This is a genomic window from Aphanothece hegewaldii CCALA 016, from assembly GCF_003007785.1.
Classification (GTDB): domain Bacteria; phylum Cyanobacteriota; class Cyanobacteriia; order Cyanobacteriales; family Microcystaceae; genus Chroococcus; species Chroococcus hegewaldii.
Window position 1 is genome coordinate 62588 of record NZ_PXOH01000013.1, and the last position, 19401, is coordinate 81988.

Genomic DNA, 19401 nt, shown 5'->3' on the forward strand with positions numbered 1-19401 from the left:
ACTGTAACAATAAAAAAAAACGATGTCATATCTTTATCCTTTATCCTATCTACTCTTACCCTTTATGAAAAGAGATTTTCTGTACAGTTTCTTAAAACTTTATTAAAGTTTTTACAATAATTATCTACTTTTCTTTATTTTTCTTTATAAAACATTAAAATTGTCGTCGTGAAAACACTAAAATAGCAATACCCAGCAGTAAACACGTATAGAGAATCCCATAAGTAGCATTACTTATTAAGGTCTCAACACTCGGTAATAAGCCGTATACAGCATCATTTTTCAAGTTTAAGCGTTCGAGATCGGGTAAAATCAGATAAAGAGTTTTGGTAATCGCTGCAATACTTTCATTTTTGCTAATGACACCAAGTTTTAACAAATCCTTGCTAATATGACCCATCAAATATAGCCCAAAGCTTAAAAGCGTTGCCAGTATAGAACTGGTAAACACTCCGAAAGCAATGGCGATCGCAATTAATAAGGCTAATTCCAGAAAAAGAAATACAACCGAAATAATAATCGGAAAAGCTTGATAATCAACTTTAGTCCAAGTGAGCAATAATATATAGACAATCGTCATGATCGTCAACATGACACTCAACACAGCAGATAACCCCAAATGCTTACCAATAATAAATTCAGCGCGACTCAGGGGTTTAGGAATTAAAATCAAAACGGTTCGTTTCTCGATTTCTTTGTTAATAAGTCCTGTTCCGACAAAAATAGCCACAATTGCCCCTAATAGACTGATTGCGCCTAAACCTAGATCCAATAAGATTTTATTATGAGTTCCAATGGAAATTTCAGGCAATAGTCGTACAGCAATGACCATTAATAAAGTAAAAAAGCCAATAAAATAGAGGATGCGATCGCGGATGACTTCCCGAAATCCATTAGCTGCGATTGACCAAATTCTATAAATACTCATTGATGGATTGACAAATAATCATAATGGATGCTTTTAGCTTTAATATACCCATCTAGCCAGGTCAAAATTATCACCTCGCTCAAACTCGTCTTGTATGTAGGCTTTCGGTACTTGATGCAAAGCGGGAAATTTTTTATTGATTAGACAGTCAAAGCTAAAATAGGTAGACATCAAACGCAATTAACCCATGCAAGAAAAATTCAAAAATCATCGAGGAGTAATTACAGCAGTGATTACCTTCTTTATGATTGAATTAGCTATTGTTCTCTTTCGGTATCATGCTTACTATCATACTGATACATCTTTTGATCTAGGTATTTTTAATCAGGTTTTTTGGAATGGACATCAGGGTCGTTTTTTTCAAAGTTCCCTTTCTTCTTCCCTTTCCATATCAGTCGAAACCCCTTTCGTTTCCTATCATCGTCTAGGACAGCATTTTACTCCGGCTTTGCTGTTGTGGCTTCCCATTTACGCGCTTTTTCCCTATGCACCTACCCTACTGTTTTTAAACGTTACCCTGATCACAGTCGGAGGAATTGTTTTATATATCCTAGCGTGTCAACGTCTTGAGTCAAATCTAGCCACATGGATTACTGCAAGTTATTATTGTGCTAATGCAGTAATTGGGCCAACTTTGGGGCATTTTCAAGATTTTTGCCAATTTCCCTTATTTACTTTTGGACTATTTCTCGCCCTAGAAAAACGTCATTGGTGGTGGTTTGGGATATGTGCTGTCCTAATTTTGGCGATACGGGAAGAAGCAGGTGTCGTTTTATTTAGTATTGGTTTCTATTTAATTTTAAGTAAACGCTATCCTTGGTTAGGTTTGGGGGTTTGTCTCGCCGGTCTTGTTTATGCTGTAGTCGTCACAACCTTAATTATGCCCTTATTTTCTCAAGATGTTTCAACTCGCTTTTTAATTGAAGAATTTGGTCAATATGTTGATGGTGAACAGACTTCTAGTTTACAAGTACTTTGGGGAATTTTAAGGAATCCTTGGCGGTTATTAATCGAGTTATTGACACCATTTTCGCCAACTCTAGTCTACATTTTAGGTCAATTTCTTCCTTTAGGGTTTATTTCGTTAATTTCTGGGGCAACATGGATGTTAATTGCTTTTCCTTTGTTGACTCTTTTATTAAGAGAAAGTAAATGGGCGTTAGCTTTAGATTTGCGCTATTCTTTAACACTGGTTCCAGGTATATTTTATGGAGGGATTTTGTGGTGGTTTTATCATCCTGGGGCGCAGAAAAATCGATTTTTTAAACGGTTTTGGGCAGTTTGTCTGAGTTTATCGCTTATTTTAACCATCACCTCTAGTCCTAATGATGCTTTAGCGTTTATTATTCCCAACTCGTTTCAACCTTGGCTCTATTTTTCCCCTCTGCAACAATGGAATCATTCCAGAAAAATCGAAACACTTTTAGCACAAATTCCGCCTGATGCAAGTGTGTCGGCTTCTCCCGATATTGTACCTCATCTTTCGAGTCGTCGGGAAATTCTACGAGCGCCTAATGTGGAATTAATTAATGATGCGGGGCAGAAAATTTGGCTAGATTACATGATAATTGATTTTAAGAAAAATCAACAGTTTCAGGTTATTTCTTCAGGCGATCGTCGAATTCTTAAAAAAGATGTTCCCATTGTTGAAGCCTTTATCGAAAAAAATGAGTATGGTTTAATTGGGTATCAAGACGGTATTCTTTTGCTTAAACGCGGTACACCTTCTGATCCTACTCTTTTGTCTGCTTGGAATGTCTATCGTCAAGATCTATAATACCTAGGCAAAAATAATGTATGGATAGGGTTTGGAAACCAAACCCCTACGCTTTCTTAAAAAAATTCCGATTTATACTAATTTATTATTAAACCCAATATCAAATTATGAAAGATATTTTAGAAACGCTAAAACAACGAAGTGATACTAATTGGTTAGTTAAATGTAATAGCTTAGATTTTTATCGAGATACACTAAGATTTTGTCATCAATTCAAATTAGATGAGCAACCTACTATTTTTATAGCAGAATCAAATGATTATCTTTTTTTAACAGCTTTTGTCGCGGCTATTGCTTCAGAAAGTTCTATTTTTTTAGGTAATCCTGACTGGAAGGAACAAGAATGGAAACAAGTATATCAATTAGTTTCGCCAGATATTGTTGTTGGTTTATGTCCGTCAAGTCTTCCTAAAAATATTGCCGCTAAATCTAATTTATTGAATAAGATTATGATTCCTACTGGTGGCACATCGGGACAAATTAAATTGGCGATTCACACATGGGAAACCTTGGAAGCTTCGGTGAGAGGATTTCAGGAATATTTTGATGTTGAAAAAATTAATTCTTATTGTATTTTACCCCTTTATCATGTTAGTGGTTTAATGCAGTTTTTACGTTCTTGGCACACTAACGGAAATTTTTTCTTAGGTTCTTATAATCAGCTAAAAGGAGGGATATTACCTGAGATTAATCCGGAAGAATATTTTATCTCATTAGTCCCTACACAATTACAATTTTTATTAAATCAGTATCCAGAATGGCTGAGAAAATTTCGTACTGTTTTACTCGGTGGTGCGCCCGCCTGGACATCACTTTTAGAACAAGCAAAACAAGAACAAATTAATTTGGCTTTAACTTATGGAATGACAGAAACAGCATCACAAGTTGTTACTTTAAAACCACAAGAATTCTTAAAAGGCAATATTAGTAATGGTCAAGTTTTACCTCATGCTAATCTTAAATTTAATGATGAAGGAATTATTATTATTGAAGCGCGATCTTTATATTTAGGCTATTATCCAAATCTGGATTATCCTCAAGAATTAGTTACTGATGATCTAGGATATTTTGATGAGCAAAATAATTTATTTATTTTAGGGCGAAATAGTCAAAAGATTATTACTGGGGGTGAAAACGTTTTCCCAAAAGAAATAGAAAACGCGATTTTATTTACACAATTAGTCAAAGATGTTATTGTAATTGGGATTTCTGATTTAAAATGGGGACAAATTATTATTGCTTTATATGTTCCTACTATAGAAGATCTTACTGAAGATCTAATCAAACAAGAACTGACTCATTTACTTAGTAAATATAAACATCCTAAACATTGGATTAAAGTTGATGAGATTCCACGCAACATACAAGGTAAAATAAATCAAGAACAGCTTAAAGCGATCGTCACTCATTTTTTAGCAGAAAAAGGTTAAATAAATCAGGGTCAAACTATGAAAATCGCTCGAAGAAAGTTTATACAAGGAACCGTTTTCGGGACAACATTAGGCATAGCAGGAAGCTTGACAAATAAGTATTTTAGTGCCTCATCAGACCCTAAAATAAAACGTCCTAATTTTGTTATTTTAGTAACAGATGATTTACGTTGGGACTGTTTAGGAATTGCGGGAAATCGAATTATACAAACACCTCATATTGATCAATTAGCTTATGACGGAAGTTTATTTTTAAATAATTTCGTAACAACTTCTATTTGTTCAAGTAGTCGCGCTAGTATTTTCACTGGAGAATATAGCAGACGACATAAAATATGGGATTTTAATTCTGCTTTGTCTTCTGAACAATTGCGTTTATCTTATCCTAATTTATTACGTTCTTCGGGATATGAAATAGCATTTATTGGAAAATGGGGACTAGGGGGAAACTTACCCGAAACGGAATTCGACTACTGGCAAGGTTTTGCAGGACAAGGTTACTATTTTGAATCTGGAAGAAAAGAACATTTAACGCAATATTTGACCAATCAAACCTTAGAATATCTCAATCAATATAAAAGTCAAAAACCTTTTTGTTTATCTCTTAGTTACAAAGCTCCTCATGCTCAAGATAATAGTCCTGAACCCTTCCAAAGTGAGCCACAATTTGCTAATCTTTACAAAGATGTGACGATCGCTGATATTTCCACTAATACAGCAGCCCATTTTAAAAATCTTCCTTTATTTCTCCAAACTTCTGAAGGGAGAATACGTTGGCAAGGTAGATTCGATGAAACGGATTTTGAACACTCTATTAAACAATATTATAGACTGATTACAGGTATAGATAATTCGGTGAGACAAATTGTCGAAAAATTAAAACAACTGAATTTATACGAGAATACATATATTATTTTTACCTCAGATAATGGCTTTTTTTTAGGCGATCGAGGATTATCTGATAAATGGTTTGGCTACGAAGAATCAATACGCACACCTTTAATTATACGTTCTCCAAAAAATCCCTATAAACAATTAATTCCAGCAATGACTTTAAATATCGATATTGCCCCAACCATTCTTGACTTAGCAGGTATTAATATTCCTCCATCTATGCAAGGCAAAAGTTTATTACCACTGATTCAAGAAAAAACCGAAACACTTAGAGATATTTGGTTCTATGAACATTTGCTGAATCTCCCCAAAATACCGCAGAGTGAAGGCATTCGCACCGTAGACTATAAATATTTAAGATATCTCATTCCTAATCAAAATAATGAAATGTTGTTTGATTTAAAACACGATCCACTAGAAGAAAACAATTTAGCGAATCTTCCTCAATATCAAGCTAAACTAAAAGAGTTTAGACAAGCCGTTGCTCAATTTCAGAAAACTCTAGTTTAAATCAATTCTTCTTTCATACGTGAAAACCAAGCCCCCACAATCCTTTACCCATAAATGATAGAATTGTTAACAATAACACATCATGCACACCCGATCTGGTCAGTTACCCGTAATATAAAGATAAAAAATTACTATGTTAAAAGCCTTACTGGGAGATCCCAACGCCCGCAAAATTAAAAAATTTCAGCCCCTTGTCACAGATATTAATCTCCTTGAAGAAGATATTAAAAAGCTGTCTGACGATGATCTCAAAGGAAAAACAGCAGAATTTAGACAAATTCTCGAAAAAGCCCGTAGTGACTCGGAACGCGAAGATATATTAAATGATATATTACCCGAAGCCTTTGCCGTCGTCAGAGAAGCAGGAATACGAGTTTTAGGAATGCGACACTTTGATGTACAGCTTTTAGGTGGTATTGTTCTTCACAAAGGACAAATTGCAGAGATGAAAACAGGGGAAGGTAAAACCCTTGTTGCGACTCTCCCATCTTATCTTAATGGACTCACAGGAAGAGGCGTTCATGTTGTCACCGTTAACGACTATTTAGCCCGTAGAGACGCGGAATGGATGGGACAAGTACACCGGTTCTTGGGTTTGAGTGTTGGTCTTATTCAGCAGGGAATGTCCCCCGAAGAACGGAAAAAAAACTATGGCTGTGATATTACTTATACCACCAACAGTGAGTTAGGATTTGATTATCTACGGGATAATATGGCGACGACAATGGGTGAAGTCGTACAACGTCCTTTTAATTATTGCGTAATTGACGAAGTAGACTCTATTCTAATTGATGAAGCGAGAACCCCTCTCATTATATCTGGTGCGGTAAACCGTCCCATCGAAAAATATTACGAAGCAGCACAAATAGCGCGAGAATTAGTAAAACAACTCGAAGAAGATGGGCCTGGTGACTACGAAGTTGATGAGAAAGCGAGAAATATCTTGATGACGGATGAAGGATACAAAAAAGCAGAACAACTTCTTGGTGTGACTGACTTGTATGATCAAGAGAACCCTTGGGCGCACTATATTTTAAATGCCGTTAAAGCCAAAGAATTATTCTTAAAAGACGTTAACTACATCGTTCGTAATGGAGAAGTCGTTATTGTAGATGAGTTTACCGGACGGGTGATGATCGGCAGACGTTGGAGTGATGGTCTTCATCAAGCTATTGAAGCAAAAGAAGGTGTAGAAATTCAACAAGAAACCCAAACTCTAGCAACCATTACTTATCAAAACTTCTTTTTACTATATCCCAAAGTCGGCGGCATGACCGGAACGGCGAAAACAGAAGAAACGGAACTAGAGAAAGTTTATAACTTGCAAGTAACTATTACTCCGACTAACCGCATTTCTCGACGCGATGATCTCCCTGATGTCGTCTACAAAAACGAGATGGCGAAATGGCAAGCGATCGCCGGTGAATGCGAAGAACTCCATAACATCGGTCGTCCGATCCTTGTGGGAACTACTAGCGTCGAAAAATCAGAACTGTTATCCTCATTATTAGCCGAACGCAAGATCCCCCATAACCTCCTTAATGCCCGTCCTGAAAACGTAGAACGAGAGTCAGAAATTGTCGCACAAGCTGGGAGAAAAGGTGCTGTAACAATTGCTACAAATATGGCAGGTCGTGGAACAGATATCATCCTCGGTGGAAACGCTGACTATATGGCGCGTCTGAAAGTTCGGGAATACTTAATGCCTCGACTCGTTAGACCCGATGAAGACGAACTAATGTATAACGTTGCTGCGGTTAATGGTGGACGCAACCGCCCCGAAGGTTTTGGCAATAGTAACGGTAAAAAGAAAAAGAAAACCTGGAAAGCTTCACCCGAAATTTTCCCGACTAAACTATCCAAAGAGATCGAAAAAGCTCTTAAAGGTGCGGTACAATTTGCGATCGAGCAATATGGTGAACAAAGTTTACCCGAACTCGATGTCGAAGAAAAAATAGCGATCGCTTGCGAAAAAGCCCCAACAGACGATCCAGTCATCAGAGAAATACGGGAAATCTATAAACTTATTCGGTCTGAATACGAAAAATACACCACCACAGAACACGATGAAGTCGTCGAACGCGGTGGACTCCACGTCATCGGGACAGAACGCCATGAGTCACGTCGCATCGATAACCAGTTAAGAGGACGCGCCGGACGACAAGGCGACCCTGGATCAACCCGCTTTTTCCTTAGCCTCGATGATAACTTATTACGGATCTTTGGTGGCGATCGTGTTGCTGGTTTGATGAATGCTTTTCATGTTGAAGATGATATGCCGATCGAGTCGGGAATGTTAACTCGTTCATTGGAAGGCGCACAAAAGAAAGTCGAAACTTTTTATTATGATGCAAGAAAACAAGTCTTTGAATACGATGAGGTGATGAATAACCAACGTCGCGCTATATATGCAGAACGTCGGCGAGTATTAGAAGGACTCGATCTCAGAGAACAAGTTCTACAATATGCCGAAAAAACGATGGATGAAATTGTTGATTATTACGTCGATCCCGAATTACCATCGGAAGAATGGGATCTCGATAAACTGATCGCAAAATCTAAAGAATTTGTTTATCTTTTACCCGATCTTGACCCGAAAGAACTCGAAGAAATGACGGTAACAGAGATGAAAAACTATCTTCATGAAGAAGTCAGAAAAGCCTATGAGATCAAAGAACAACAAGTCGATCAAGTACGTCCAGGTTTAATGCGCGATGCCGAAAGATACTTCATCTTGCAACAAATAGATGCACTGTGGCGCGAACATCTACAAGCGATGGAAGCCTTACGGGAGTCGGTGGGTTTGCGGAGTTACGGACAAAAAGACCCACTCATTGAGTACAAACAAGAAGGTTATGAGATGTTCTTGGAAATGATGATTGATATTCGTCGCAATGTCGTTTATTCACTGTTCCAAATGCAACCCCAAGGACAACCCCAAACGGTTTAAATATTATTGTTGGGGGTAATCTTTGCCCCCAATAACTAAATTAATTAGGTGTGCTTCGGTTTACTAACAAAAACGACATTATTCTTTAATTTTCTTTGATTATTTCTATACCATACAAAATTTTAAATTTTTGTAATAAATTTGACAATTCTATTTTTTTCTTTGTTAAATTGACAATAGTCCCAATTAACTAAGGATATTTTTGATGAAAAATAGCTTTTTAAATAGAGATTTCTTAGACAAAATGCTATTATGACTGATTTAAAAAATACTAAGTCAAAAATATTCTTAATACTGTTCTAAGTATTGATTTTGTTGGAACAACAAAATATTTTTGAATTCTAAAAAACAACTCTAATGACCGACAAACATTTTTGTAGGTAAGAGTATCTTGTGCTTGGGCATTAAAAACTATGCCGATCGTATTATTTCCTACTGGGAATAAAAACCAAAAATTCATTGTTAAAAATTTAGGAGATTATATCCTCATGACTAATTACTTATTCGACCCCTTGGCTATCATTCAAATCGCTCCCGCTAGTGGAGATGAAACCATAGTTGGTACAAGTGGCGATGATACTCTTTATGGATACGGAGGTAATGACCTTTTAATCGGAGATCTGGGAAACGATGCTCTTTATGGGGGTTCTGGAAGAGATAGACTTTATGGCGATGATGGTAACGACATATTAAATGGCGGTGATGATGAGGACTCTTTATATGGCGATGATGGTAACGACATATTAAATGGCGGTGATGATGAGGACTCTTTATATGGCGGTAATGATAACGACATATTAAATGGTGGTGATGATGACGACATATTAAATGGCGGTAATGCTAACGACATATTAAATGGCGATGATGGTGACGACTCTCTATATGGCGGTAATGGTAATGACAAATTATATGGCGGTAAAAATAATGACTATCTATATGGCGGTAATGCTAACGACATATTAAATGGCGGTAAAAATAATGACTATCTATATGGCAGTGATGGTAATGACAAATTATATGGCAGTGATGGTAATGACAAATTATATGGCGGCGCTGGTGACGACTCTCTATATGGCGGTGATGGTAACGACACTTTAGTTGGAACTAGCACATCTTATTCTGTCAGTGGCCAAGGACAAATAGATTTTATTGCTCCTGGTGCAGACAACGATAAAATCTTGCTTGGTGACGGTTACGAGCCTTACTACGACGACGATGATATCACCACCGATGGCAGCAACGACTATGCTACTATTATTGGATTCGACCCACTAGAAGACACAGTCCAACTCTACGGAGAAAACTCCTTCTATAGCCTCGGCTCCTCTGGTAATAATACTAACCTTTACCTCAATAAACCCGATGGCGAACCCAACGAATTGATCGCCGTATTCTCTAATATCACATCTGGAATTGACCTAACCTCAAGTACTTTTAGTTACGTCTATTTCCCTGCTTGAAAACTAGCATAATTCCACGATTGTTAAATACTATCTGATCTGTAGGGGTGAGGGAAACCAAACCCTTATATTATTTTGATTCAAAACCCAAGCTAAATTTAATCATAATAAAATTATAAATTGCTCAAGTTCGCCCAGAATAACCCCAAACGGTTTAAATATTATTGTTGGGGGTCAAAGATAGCCCCCAATAAATAAATTTATTACGTGTGAGCCAGATCACTGACAAAAATACAAATATCTTTTATATTCCTTTTTTTTATTTCGATACAAGACAAATCTAAAATATTTGTAAAAAAATTGACAATTAATTGATCTTTTGATAGATTAGCAATAGCTGAAATTAAACGAAATTCGATTGAATAGTATTCTAATCATCGATTGTAGAAGCATAAGTGGCAAAACTTTATTATATAAAGAGTTTGAAAATGCTACTCTACATAGATTTTGTGGAAACATTCATGATGAATTTGGTATAAAATAAGTAAATTTTTGACTGACAATAATAGACAAATTTCAACGAAATTAAGAAAATGGTTGAAGTTATATATATATATTTGAAAAAAATATATATATTGTGCTTGGGCATTATACAGATTTTGTCTGGAGCCATATTATTTGTGTGAGTAAATTCAATAAATTGAGGAAAATAAATCATCATGAGTAAAACAATTCAAAACATCATTGATAACACATTATTAAATTCATTAACTATTTTTAGTATGCCGCCCAATGGAACAAGTGGCGATGATTTAATTAATGGAACAGATGGCGATGATACAATTAATGGATTCCAAGGTAATGACACCATTTTTGGAGAAGATGGTAACGACTCTATATTTGGCGATCCTGGAGATGACCTTCTTTATGGTGGTTCTGGCGACGACTCCATAGCTGGACGTATTGGTAACGACTATATAGATGGCGGTGATGGTAACGACTTTATATATGGCGGTGATGGTGACGACATTTTATTTGGCGGTGCTGGGGGCAACTTTTTAATTGGCAGTGCTGGTAACGACATTATAAATGGTGGTGATGAGGGCAACTTTGGAGTTGGCGGTGTTGGTGACGATACTATATATGGTGGTGCTATATCCGACATTATCTATGGCTCTGCTGGTAACGACTCTATAGAAGGCGGTGATGGTGACGACTCTATATCTGGCGGTAATAATAAAGACACCATTGATGGTGGAAATGGTAACGATAGCATTCTTGGTGAAAATGGTAACGACATCATATATGGTGGTTTTGGACAAGACACCATTGATGGCGGACTTGGTAACGATAAATTATATGGTGGAAATGGCAACGACACTATATATGGCAATGATGGTGACGATACCGTTAATGGTGGAAATGGTGACGATGTCATTTATCTTGGCGAAGGTAACGACTCTCTTGACATAACTTCATATGGTAATGATACCTTTTATGGTGGAGGAGGCGACGATTACATTTACGGATATGATGACGACGAATTATATTACGGTGAAGATGGCAATGACACCCTTAAAGGCTATTATGGTAACGATTCTTTAGTTGGTGGTGATGGTGACGATCTATTAGAGCCTGTGTCTGATGAAGGCATTGGAGAACTGGATGTCATTACTCCAGGTGCGGGCAACGATCTAATCGTGCTTGGTGACGAATTCTCTCCTTACTACGACGACGGTGATATCACCACCGATGGCAGCAACGACTATGCTACTATTGTTGGATTCGACCCACTCGAAGATCTCGTTCAACTCTATGGCGACAACTCCTTATATAGCCTGGGCATCTCTGGTAATAATACTAATCTTTACCTCGTTAAACCTGATGGCGAACCAAACGAATTGATCGGCGTATTCCAAGATATTACATCTGGAATTGACCTAACCTCAAGTACTTTTAGTTACGTCTATAATAACGGCGGTTGAAAACTAGCATAATTCCACGATTGTTAAATATTATCTGATCTGTAAGGGCGAGGGAAACCAAACCCTTATCTTATTTTGATTCAAAACCCAAGCCAAATTTAATCATAATAATACTATTTTTCAAAAATTGTAGTGGACATCATCTGGTGTAAAGACGCGATATATCGCGTCTCTACCTTTTTATCTCTTGCATGAATGATTGAAAAATGATATAAATTTAATCATAATAAAATTACAAATTGCTTAAGTTCGTCTTCAAATGCAACCCCAAGGACAACCCCAAACCGTTTAGAGATTATGTTATTGGGGGTCAAAGATAGCCCCCAATAAATAAATTTATCACCTGTGATCCAGATCACTGACAAAAATACAAATATCTTTTATACTCCTTTTTTTTATTTCGAGACAAGACAAATCTAAAATATTTGTTAAAAAATTCACAATTAATTTATTTTTTGATAGATTAGCAATAGCTGAAATTAAACGAAATTCGATTGAATAGTATTCTACTCATCGATTGTAGAAGCATAAGTGGCAAAACTTTATTAGATAAAGAGTTTGAAAATGCTACTCTACATAATTTTTGTGGATACATTCATGATGAATTTGGGATGAAATAAGTAAATTTTTGACAATAAATAATAAACAAATTTCAACGAAATTAATAAAATGCTTGAATTTATATATATTTGCAAAAAATATATATTGTGTTTGGGCATTATACAGATTTTGTCTGGAGCCAGATTATTTGTCTGAGTAAATTCACTAAATTGAGGAAAATAAATCATCATGAGTAAAACAATTCAAAACATCATTGATAACACATTATTAAATTCATTAACTATTTTTAGTATTCCGCCCAATGGAACAAGTGGCGATGATTTAATTAATGGAACAGATGGCGATGATACAATTAGAGGATTCCAGGGTAATGACACCATATTTGGAGAAGATGGTAACGACATTTTACTTGGCGATCCTGGAGATGACCTTCTTTATGGTGGTTCTGGCGACGACTCCATAGCTGGACGTATTGGTAACGACCTTATATATGGCGGTGCTGGTGACGACATTTTATATAGCCATGCTGGTGACGACACTATCTATGGAGGTGCTGGTGTCAACATTTTACTTGGCCATGCTGGTAACGACCTTATATATGGTGGTGATGGTAACGACCTTATATTTGGCGGTGATGGTAACGACCTTATATATGGCGGTGATGGTGACGACACTTTATTTGGCGGTGCTGGTAACGACCTTATATATGGCGGTGCTGGTGACGACACTTTATTTGGCGGTGATGGTGACGACCTTATATATGGCGGTGCTGGTGTCAACTTTTTAATTGGCGATGATGGTAACGACACTATAGATGGCGGTGATGGTAACGACTCTATAGCTGGCGGTGCTGGTGACGATTCTATAGCTGGCGGTGATGGTGACGACTATATAGATGACGGTGCTGGTGACGACATTTTATATGGCGGTGATGGTAACGACTCTATAGCTGGCGGTGCTGGTGACGACACTATCTATGGCGGTGCTGGTGTCAACTTTTTAATTGGCCATGCTGGTAACGACCTTATATATGGTGGTGATGAGAGCAACATTTTACTTGGCGGTGCTGGTGACGATACTATAGATGGTGGTGCTATCTACGACACTATAGATGGCGGTGCTGGTGACGACACTATAGATGGCGGTGCTGGTGACGACACTATAGATGGCGGTAATAATAAAGACACCATTGATGGTGGAAATGGTGACGATTCCATTATAGGAGAAAATGGTAACGACATCATTCTTGGTGGTTTTGGGAAAGACACCATTGATGGCGGACTTGGTAACGATAAATTATATGGTGGAAATGGTAAGGACACTATATTTGGCAATGAAGGTGACGATACCGTTGATGGTGGTAATGGTGACGACCTCATTTATCTTGGTGACGGTAACGACTATATTTTAATATATTATTCATTAAGTAATGATACCGTTTATGGTGGTGCAGGCGACGATTCCATTTTCGGAGATGATGGCGACGAATCATATTACGGTGAAGATGGCAATGACATTATTTACGGCGATGATGGTGACAACTATATAGAAGGCGGTGCTGGTGACGACTATCTAGTTTGCTATGATGATAACGACACTTTAATTGGCGGTGATGGTAACGACTCTTTAATTAGCGCTGCTGGTAACGACACTTTAATTGGCGGTGATGGTAACGACACTTTAATTGGCTGTTACCCATATGTTGATAACAGTGGGCAAGGAGAACTAGATGTTATCACTCCAAGTGCAGGAAACGATACAATCTGGCTTGGTAACGAAGACACTCCTTACTACGATGACGATGATATCACCACCGATGGCAGCAACGACTATGCTACTATTATTGGATTCGATCCGAACGAAGACATTATCCAACTCTATAGCGGCAACTCCTTATATAGCCTCGGCATCTCTGGTAATAATACTAATCTTTACTTCAATAAACCAGGAGGCGAACCCAACGAATTGATTGCCGTATTCCAAGATATTACATCTGGAATTGACCTAACCTCAAGTACTTTTAGTTACGTCTATAATAACGGCGGTTAAAAACTAGCATAATTCCAAGATTGTTAAATATTATCTGATCTGTAAGGGGGAGGGAAACCAAACCCTTATCTTATTTTTCAGTAATTACACCTCACACCAAATCCTATTTAACCTGAATTTTGTTTAAAATAATCAAGGAATGAATTCGATAGCGAGTTATGAGTCCGCAAGGGATTTTAATCCCTGTCTTATAGTTTAAGTAGGTTAAAACCTACTAACTTTGAACACATTCAAGTCCATTTTAATGGACTTTAGCTATGAGACAGTGAATTCATTCACTGGCTATGCAGGCTAATCTTATTCAAAACTCAGGTTATTTAATTGTACCCTTGATCTCAAGAGTAGGGGTGTTTGGTCACCAAACCCTCTTATTGACTAGGCTTGGCAACCAAGCTCTTACATGGAAACCAAATCCCTACAGAACATTTTTTATTGGGTATTTTGACCCACCCAACAAATTATCCTAGACTTTTTTTAAGATGATCTTGGATCTGTTGTTTTTGTTTTTTCTCAGGCTCACTGGTAACACTCTTAAAGTCATTACTACTGAGATTAAGATGATCCATAATGCGTCTTTTGCGATTTTCCACTTTCGGTGGTGGAGGTGGTGCAACAAACGTTTTTTCGGGTTCAGGTAATGAAGGAGTGATCCCAGAATTTCCAGAATTTTGTTTAGCGGTTGAGGAAGTATATTTAATCCCCCCAGAACTTTGATTAAGATGATCCAAGATCTTTTTTTTGCGATCGTCTGCGGCCATGATTGATTGTGTTCCTGCTTAAGAGAGAAGTTGAAGTTTTGTAACCTATATTTAGTTTTAACGATTATTTGAAGATTCGGGAACGGTAAAATTGATGATTTCTCCCCTAAGTGCCAAATAGAGCAAACAAAGCTCATGCGCTTCTTTCAAAGGTTCGGATTTTCCCTCTATCATATGGGGGTTACGAGAGTCCCAGAAAAGGATAAGATAGTCAGTGTGGTCTAAGCTAATAGGGAAACGACTCGTGCTATCATCCATCATTGCTGATTTTCGCATTGTCTTTGAGCGAGATCCTGCCGCACGCAATGGACTAGAAGTTCTATTCTGCTATCCGGGGTTACACGCTTTGTGGCTACATCGGATCGCACATTGGCTATATACCTTGGGTCTTCCTTTTATTCCTCGTCTTATTTCTCACCTCGCTCGTTTTCTGACTGGAATTGAAATTCACCCCGGAGCAAAAATAGGTCAGGGTGTTTTTATCGATCATGGTATGGGTGTAGTAATTGGAGAAACTGCGATCGTTGGAGATTATGCCCTCATTTATCAAGGCGTTACTCTAGGTGGAACCGGAAAAGAAAGCGGTAAACGTCATCCCACACTAGGGGAAAATGTCGTTGTCGGTGCCGGTGCAAAAGTTTTAGGAAATATTCTACTCGGCAATAATGTTCGCATTGGGGCGGGTTCTGTCGTCTTAAAAGATGTCCCCTCAGACTGTACCGTTGTAGGCGTTCCAGGGCGTCTAGTCTATCGTTCTGGTGTACGGATTAATCCTCTAGAACACGCTAATCTACCTGACTCTGAAGCAGCAGCCATTCGCTCTTTAGTCGATCGCATCGAAGCTTTAGAAAAAGAACTCGAAGAACTCAAACAAAATCAAGAAAAATCCGTTCAAACTCCACCCAAAAAAGAATTAGCTACCGCTAGTTGTTGTTCTCTTTCTGAAAGAGATATTCGAGAATTTCTCGATGGCTCATTCTAGGGATTGACTGACTCAATAATCCAGTCGTTTAGCTCATTGAGTTGATAAATCCATCGATTTTGGGGTTCTCCTCGTAATTCTAAATGATCCACCATGATTGGATTAAAAAGCAACAGACAAAAATTAGGTAACGGTTCATCAATTGAAGGAGAAGGAGGAAAAAAAGCCTCCTTTTCTGCTATTCTAGGACTCTTAGGATTTGGCCAAGCAAACTGTAACCGCGCTGCATCGGATAATTGTTGCCAGACATTTAAACGTACAGGTTGTAAACTCTCATCACTAGCAGAAATTATTTGAATTGTTCCAGTCAGGCGAAATTGTTCTCTCGTTTGACTAAAATACCAACAAATCTCAGCCCAAGGCGAATAATTAATCTGTTCTATCTTATCGCTGCGAAGATCGCTAATGATTTGTATTTGATTAGTTTTGTCCCGAAAACCGCGATAAACAACTGTTCTATTAGCCGGATGACCATTTTTATTAACGGTGGCTAACTGAAAATATCTAGATTGCGGTAAACTACGATTACGATGTAGAGCGCGGGCAATAGACGATCGCCACAGGGCTAAATTTTCTGCTTCCATAAATTAATTCTGCATCCAAAGAAGCAAAAAATCTTATTTATGATGTCTTTGTTTTTCATTAGTAACAGACAAATCATACAGAGGGTGATTGAGAGCAATCATTAAAGGTTCCTCCGTTTCGCTCATTGATGGCAAAGTATTCGCCATTTGATGCCTCAGTGAATATTTGCCGAATGAAAAATGAATCCCGAACCCGACTGCGATCGCTGTAACTAATGCACCACCAATTAAAAATAAACGTTTATTTCTACGCCGTTCTAACTTTTGAAAAACTTGCTCCGATAAATGTTCAACGGGTTGTGAATGGGTTGGTGTCGGACAATATTTAGCCGAATGTTGCAATTGAGTAAGTTGACGATACCATTGTTGCACTTGCGGATCTGTATCTAGCCACTGCTGAACCTGTCGGCGTTCATCGGCTGTGACTTCTCCATCCAAATAAGCACTTAATAATTCAAAACGATCCATAGATGCTGTATCAAAAAGAGCTTTATGAGAAATATCTTTTAAAGTTTTGCGAATTGAATGGCTGTCAGCTAAGTTAGAAAACAACAAATCATTAAGCGATTCAAAATCTTTCATGATGACCTGCTATACAAAACTTGGTCAAACTTATTTAAGTCTTCCCATTTAATCAGAATTACTTCTAAAGAGTCTGCTTCTTGCTTCAACCAAGGAGGTCGGCCTCTTCTTGTCCACAAGCGTTAATTTGGGAGTAGCCCTCCCTATGTATAAATTAAAATTTTGTTTGAATCTTTTAGTCTTTGGTTATCCATTATTTTCAACCTATTTAACAAAACGTGGGCTTCCGTTTGACCTTTTCTTCAGGCTGGTTAGTTTTAACTCGACTGCGGTTTACAAACCGAAAATTATTAAGCCTTGGTTTTCGGCAACTTACCTAATTATAACTGATTGAAGTTATTTAGGCTAGTTACATTTAATGAAGTTTAATTAATATTTTTTTGATTTAATCAAACTTTTAGAACAACAGTTTTAGGCTTCTTCTAGATACATCTGTAATACAGATTGTAACTTAGCTCTTGCTCTAGCGATCCGAGACTTAACAGTTCCTAACGAAACGCCGGTAATTTCTGCAATTTCTTCATAAGCCATCCCATCAATTTCGCGTAAAACGATGGTTGTACGAAAAGCTTCGGGCAGTTCGGCGATCGCTATTTGGAGTTGCTCATAAAACTCACGAGTTGTCAGATGTTCATCTGGGTTAGGATATTCTGAAACGATGTCCCAGTCAATTTCTCCATCTTCTACCCGACGAGGGGCATCCAAAGATACTGGATGATTAACCCGTTTCCGTTTTCTGAGTTCGTCATAAAATAAATTAGTAGCAATCCGACTTAACCAGCCCCGGAATTTTAGAGGTTCATTGAGACGCTTAATATTTCGATAGACTCTAATCCAGACTTCTTGGGCTAAATCGGCTCGATCTTGCCAATCGGGAGCTAAATGATACAAAAGTTTATCTACATGAGATTGATAACGCCGTAACAGTTCAGCAAACGCCGAACGATTGGGAACTAAGCCATCTTGACAACGTAAAATTAAATCATAGTTTGAAAGTTTGTCTGGAGACAAAGACAATTGAGATTTAGAAATTTCAATAGTTGACCAAGATGGGGAAATATATTGACTCATGAGCTTATCCAAGAATAGTATTTACTCCTCACGACAGACGTGGACGTAATTGGTTTAAAGAGTGTTCCCAAAATTAAAAAAAAATTTGAGGAGTTGGCGATGTTACTGCTCATAGTGAGGCGCGTAGCTTTTGAGGAGATTATTCATTTGATGAAAAATATCTTCTTTGGATTTTTGAATCGGACTCCGTTCAGGATTAATCAATGGACGAGTGGAAAAAGAAGCGATCGCCTCTTCTACCTGTTGAGCAATTAAATCTTGTAATTCTTCTTGCGCCCGTTGTCGTTGATAGCTTGCCCCTTCTTCGGTTGTCGCATAAAGTGGGGGTAATCGATTTAGTGCATAAGCGGCAATATCACCAACATCAAGAACAATATTATTTACGCTTTCGAGTTCCCCAACCCGTACAGTTGCTTCACTAATTACTAATTCTTCCATAACATTAATAAATTGTTTGCGAGGCATCGCTACAACCTCTCCCGCTAGTAATGCTCCCATCAAACGATCTAACGCCATATACTCCTCTAAAGATAATTCGGCGACACTATCGCAAATGCGTCCGATTTCCGTTTCCATGATGGGGGTGAGATAGCCTTCTTTTAAAGCTTGCTCAACGATGTTTTGTATACTCATAGCATAAATTTGATTTTAAGTTTTTTTAAGCTATCTTCTCTTTCGTTAAGAGTTTTTTGAAATTTTATAACATTTTCTTTGAATTTCCTCTTATGCTTTTGGCTTGAGATATACAATAGCTTGTTGCCAAATTAATGTTGTGTTTTCATATTGATCCACTAAACACAGACAATTTTGATCTTGCCAAATCAAACGCCCTACAAGTAGATCATCTGTACTTAATTTGATCTCGACTTCTTTCTTATCTTTGACATATTCTTGTAATCGGCGAATACTCGATAGTCCTGTGTCAAATTCAAACATAGTA

General features: G+C 37.6%; 15 protein-coding genes. 8 read left to right on the plus strand and 7 right to left on the minus strand.

All coding sequences use genetic code 11. The annotated features are described in order from the left end of the window. Nucleotides 1-154 precede the first annotated feature (154 nt). On the minus strand, nucleotides 155-928 hold the full coding sequence (locus tag C7H19_RS13220; RefSeq protein ID WP_106457352.1) for an ABC transporter permease: 774 nt from the start codon (nucleotides 926-928) through the stop codon (nucleotides 155-157). 187 nt (nucleotides 929-1115) lie between these two features. Here C7H19_RS13220 and C7H19_RS13225 point away from each other — a divergent pair, with 187 nt between their 5' ends. From C7H19_RS13225 to C7H19_RS13255, 7 genes are all read left to right on the plus strand, one after another. Next, nucleotides 1116-2705 carry a DUF2079 domain-containing protein gene (locus C7H19_RS13225; protein ID WP_106457353.1) on the plus strand — a complete coding sequence of 530 codons (1590 nt, stop codon included), beginning with the start codon at nucleotides 1116-1118 and terminating at the stop codon, nucleotides 2703-2705. 107 nt (nucleotides 2706-2812) lie between these two features. After that, on the plus strand, nucleotides 2813-4135 hold the full coding sequence (locus C7H19_RS13230) for a 2-succinylbenzoate--CoA ligase (RefSeq protein ID WP_106457354.1): 1323 nt from the start codon (nucleotides 2813-2815) through the stop codon (nucleotides 4133-4135). A gap of 18 nt (nucleotides 4136-4153) precedes the next feature. Beyond that, complete coding sequence (locus C7H19_RS13235) at nucleotides 4154-5539, plus strand: sulfatase family protein (RefSeq protein ID WP_106457355.1); 1386 nt, start codon at nucleotides 4154-4156, stop codon at nucleotides 5537-5539. Nucleotides 5540-5672: 133 nt separating this feature from the next. Beyond that, nucleotides 5673-8489 (plus strand): preprotein translocase subunit SecA, encoded by a 2817-nt coding sequence (secA, locus tag C7H19_RS13240; protein WP_106457356.1) that lies wholly within the window; start codon nucleotides 5673-5675, stop codon nucleotides 8487-8489. Between the two features lie 488 nt (nucleotides 8490-8977). Further along, the gene (locus C7H19_RS13245) at nucleotides 8978-9949 is read left to right on the plus strand and encodes a calcium-binding protein (RefSeq protein ID WP_219907650.1); all 972 of its coding nucleotides are present in this window, start codon (nucleotides 8978-8980) and stop codon (nucleotides 9947-9949) included. Between the two features lie 659 nt (nucleotides 9950-10608). Then, the gene (locus tag C7H19_RS13250; RefSeq protein ID WP_106457358.1) at nucleotides 10609-11874 is read left to right on the plus strand and encodes a calcium-binding protein; all 1266 of its coding nucleotides are present in this window, start codon (nucleotides 10609-10611) and stop codon (nucleotides 11872-11874) included. Between the two features lie 789 nt (nucleotides 11875-12663). Then, nucleotides 12664-14484 carry a calcium-binding protein gene (locus tag C7H19_RS13255; RefSeq protein WP_106457359.1) on the plus strand — a complete coding sequence of 607 codons (1821 nt, stop codon included), beginning with the start codon at nucleotides 12664-12666 and terminating at the stop codon, nucleotides 14482-14484. Nucleotides 14485-14942: 458 nt separating this feature from the next. On the opposite strand, the gene C7H19_RS13260 is transcribed toward C7H19_RS13255, so the two are convergent. Continuing rightward, entirely contained in the window at nucleotides 14943-15242 is a 300-nt protein-coding gene (locus tag C7H19_RS13260) for a hypothetical protein (RefSeq protein ID WP_106457360.1), read from the minus strand. 229 nt (nucleotides 15243-15471) lie between these two features. Here C7H19_RS13260 and cysE point away from each other — a divergent pair, with 229 nt between their 5' ends. Further along, on the plus strand, nucleotides 15472-16224 hold the full coding sequence (gene cysE / locus C7H19_RS13265; protein ID WP_181280605.1) for a serine O-acetyltransferase: 753 nt from the start codon (nucleotides 15472-15474) through the stop codon (nucleotides 16222-16224). Here cysE and C7H19_RS13270 read toward each other — a convergent pair. The 5 genes from C7H19_RS13270 to C7H19_RS13290 all read right to left on the minus strand — a co-directional run bounded on the left by C7H19_RS13270 (nucleotide 16221) and on the right by C7H19_RS13290 (nucleotide 19397). Continuing rightward, nucleotides 16221-16808, minus strand: a complete 588-nt coding sequence (locus C7H19_RS13270; protein WP_106457362.1) for an Npun_F5749 family FMN-dependent PPOX-type flavoprotein — start codon at nucleotides 16806-16808, stop codon at nucleotides 16221-16223. The two genes, cysE and C7H19_RS13270, sit on opposite strands and share 4 nt — an antisense overlap. A gap of 33 nt (nucleotides 16809-16841) precedes the next feature. Next, nucleotides 16842-17390 carry an anti-sigma factor family protein gene (locus tag C7H19_RS13275; RefSeq protein ID WP_106457363.1) on the minus strand — a complete coding sequence of 183 codons (549 nt, stop codon included), beginning with the start codon at nucleotides 17388-17390 and terminating at the stop codon, nucleotides 16842-16844. Between the two features lie 411 nt (nucleotides 17391-17801). Further along, nucleotides 17802-18461, minus strand: a complete 660-nt coding sequence (locus tag C7H19_RS13280; protein ID WP_106457364.1) for a sigma-70 family RNA polymerase sigma factor — start codon at nucleotides 18459-18461, stop codon at nucleotides 17802-17804. 102 nt (nucleotides 18462-18563) lie between these two features. After that, nucleotides 18564-19094 (minus strand): late competence development ComFB family protein, encoded by a 531-nt coding sequence (locus tag C7H19_RS13285; protein WP_106457365.1) that lies wholly within the window; start codon nucleotides 19092-19094, stop codon nucleotides 18564-18566. A gap of 90 nt (nucleotides 19095-19184) precedes the next feature. Further along, nucleotides 19185-19397, minus strand: coding sequence for an Hfq-related RNA-binding protein (locus C7H19_RS13290; RefSeq protein WP_106457400.1), 213 nt, complete (start codon nucleotides 19395-19397; stop codon nucleotides 19185-19187). Nucleotides 19398-19401: the final 4 nt, after the last annotated feature.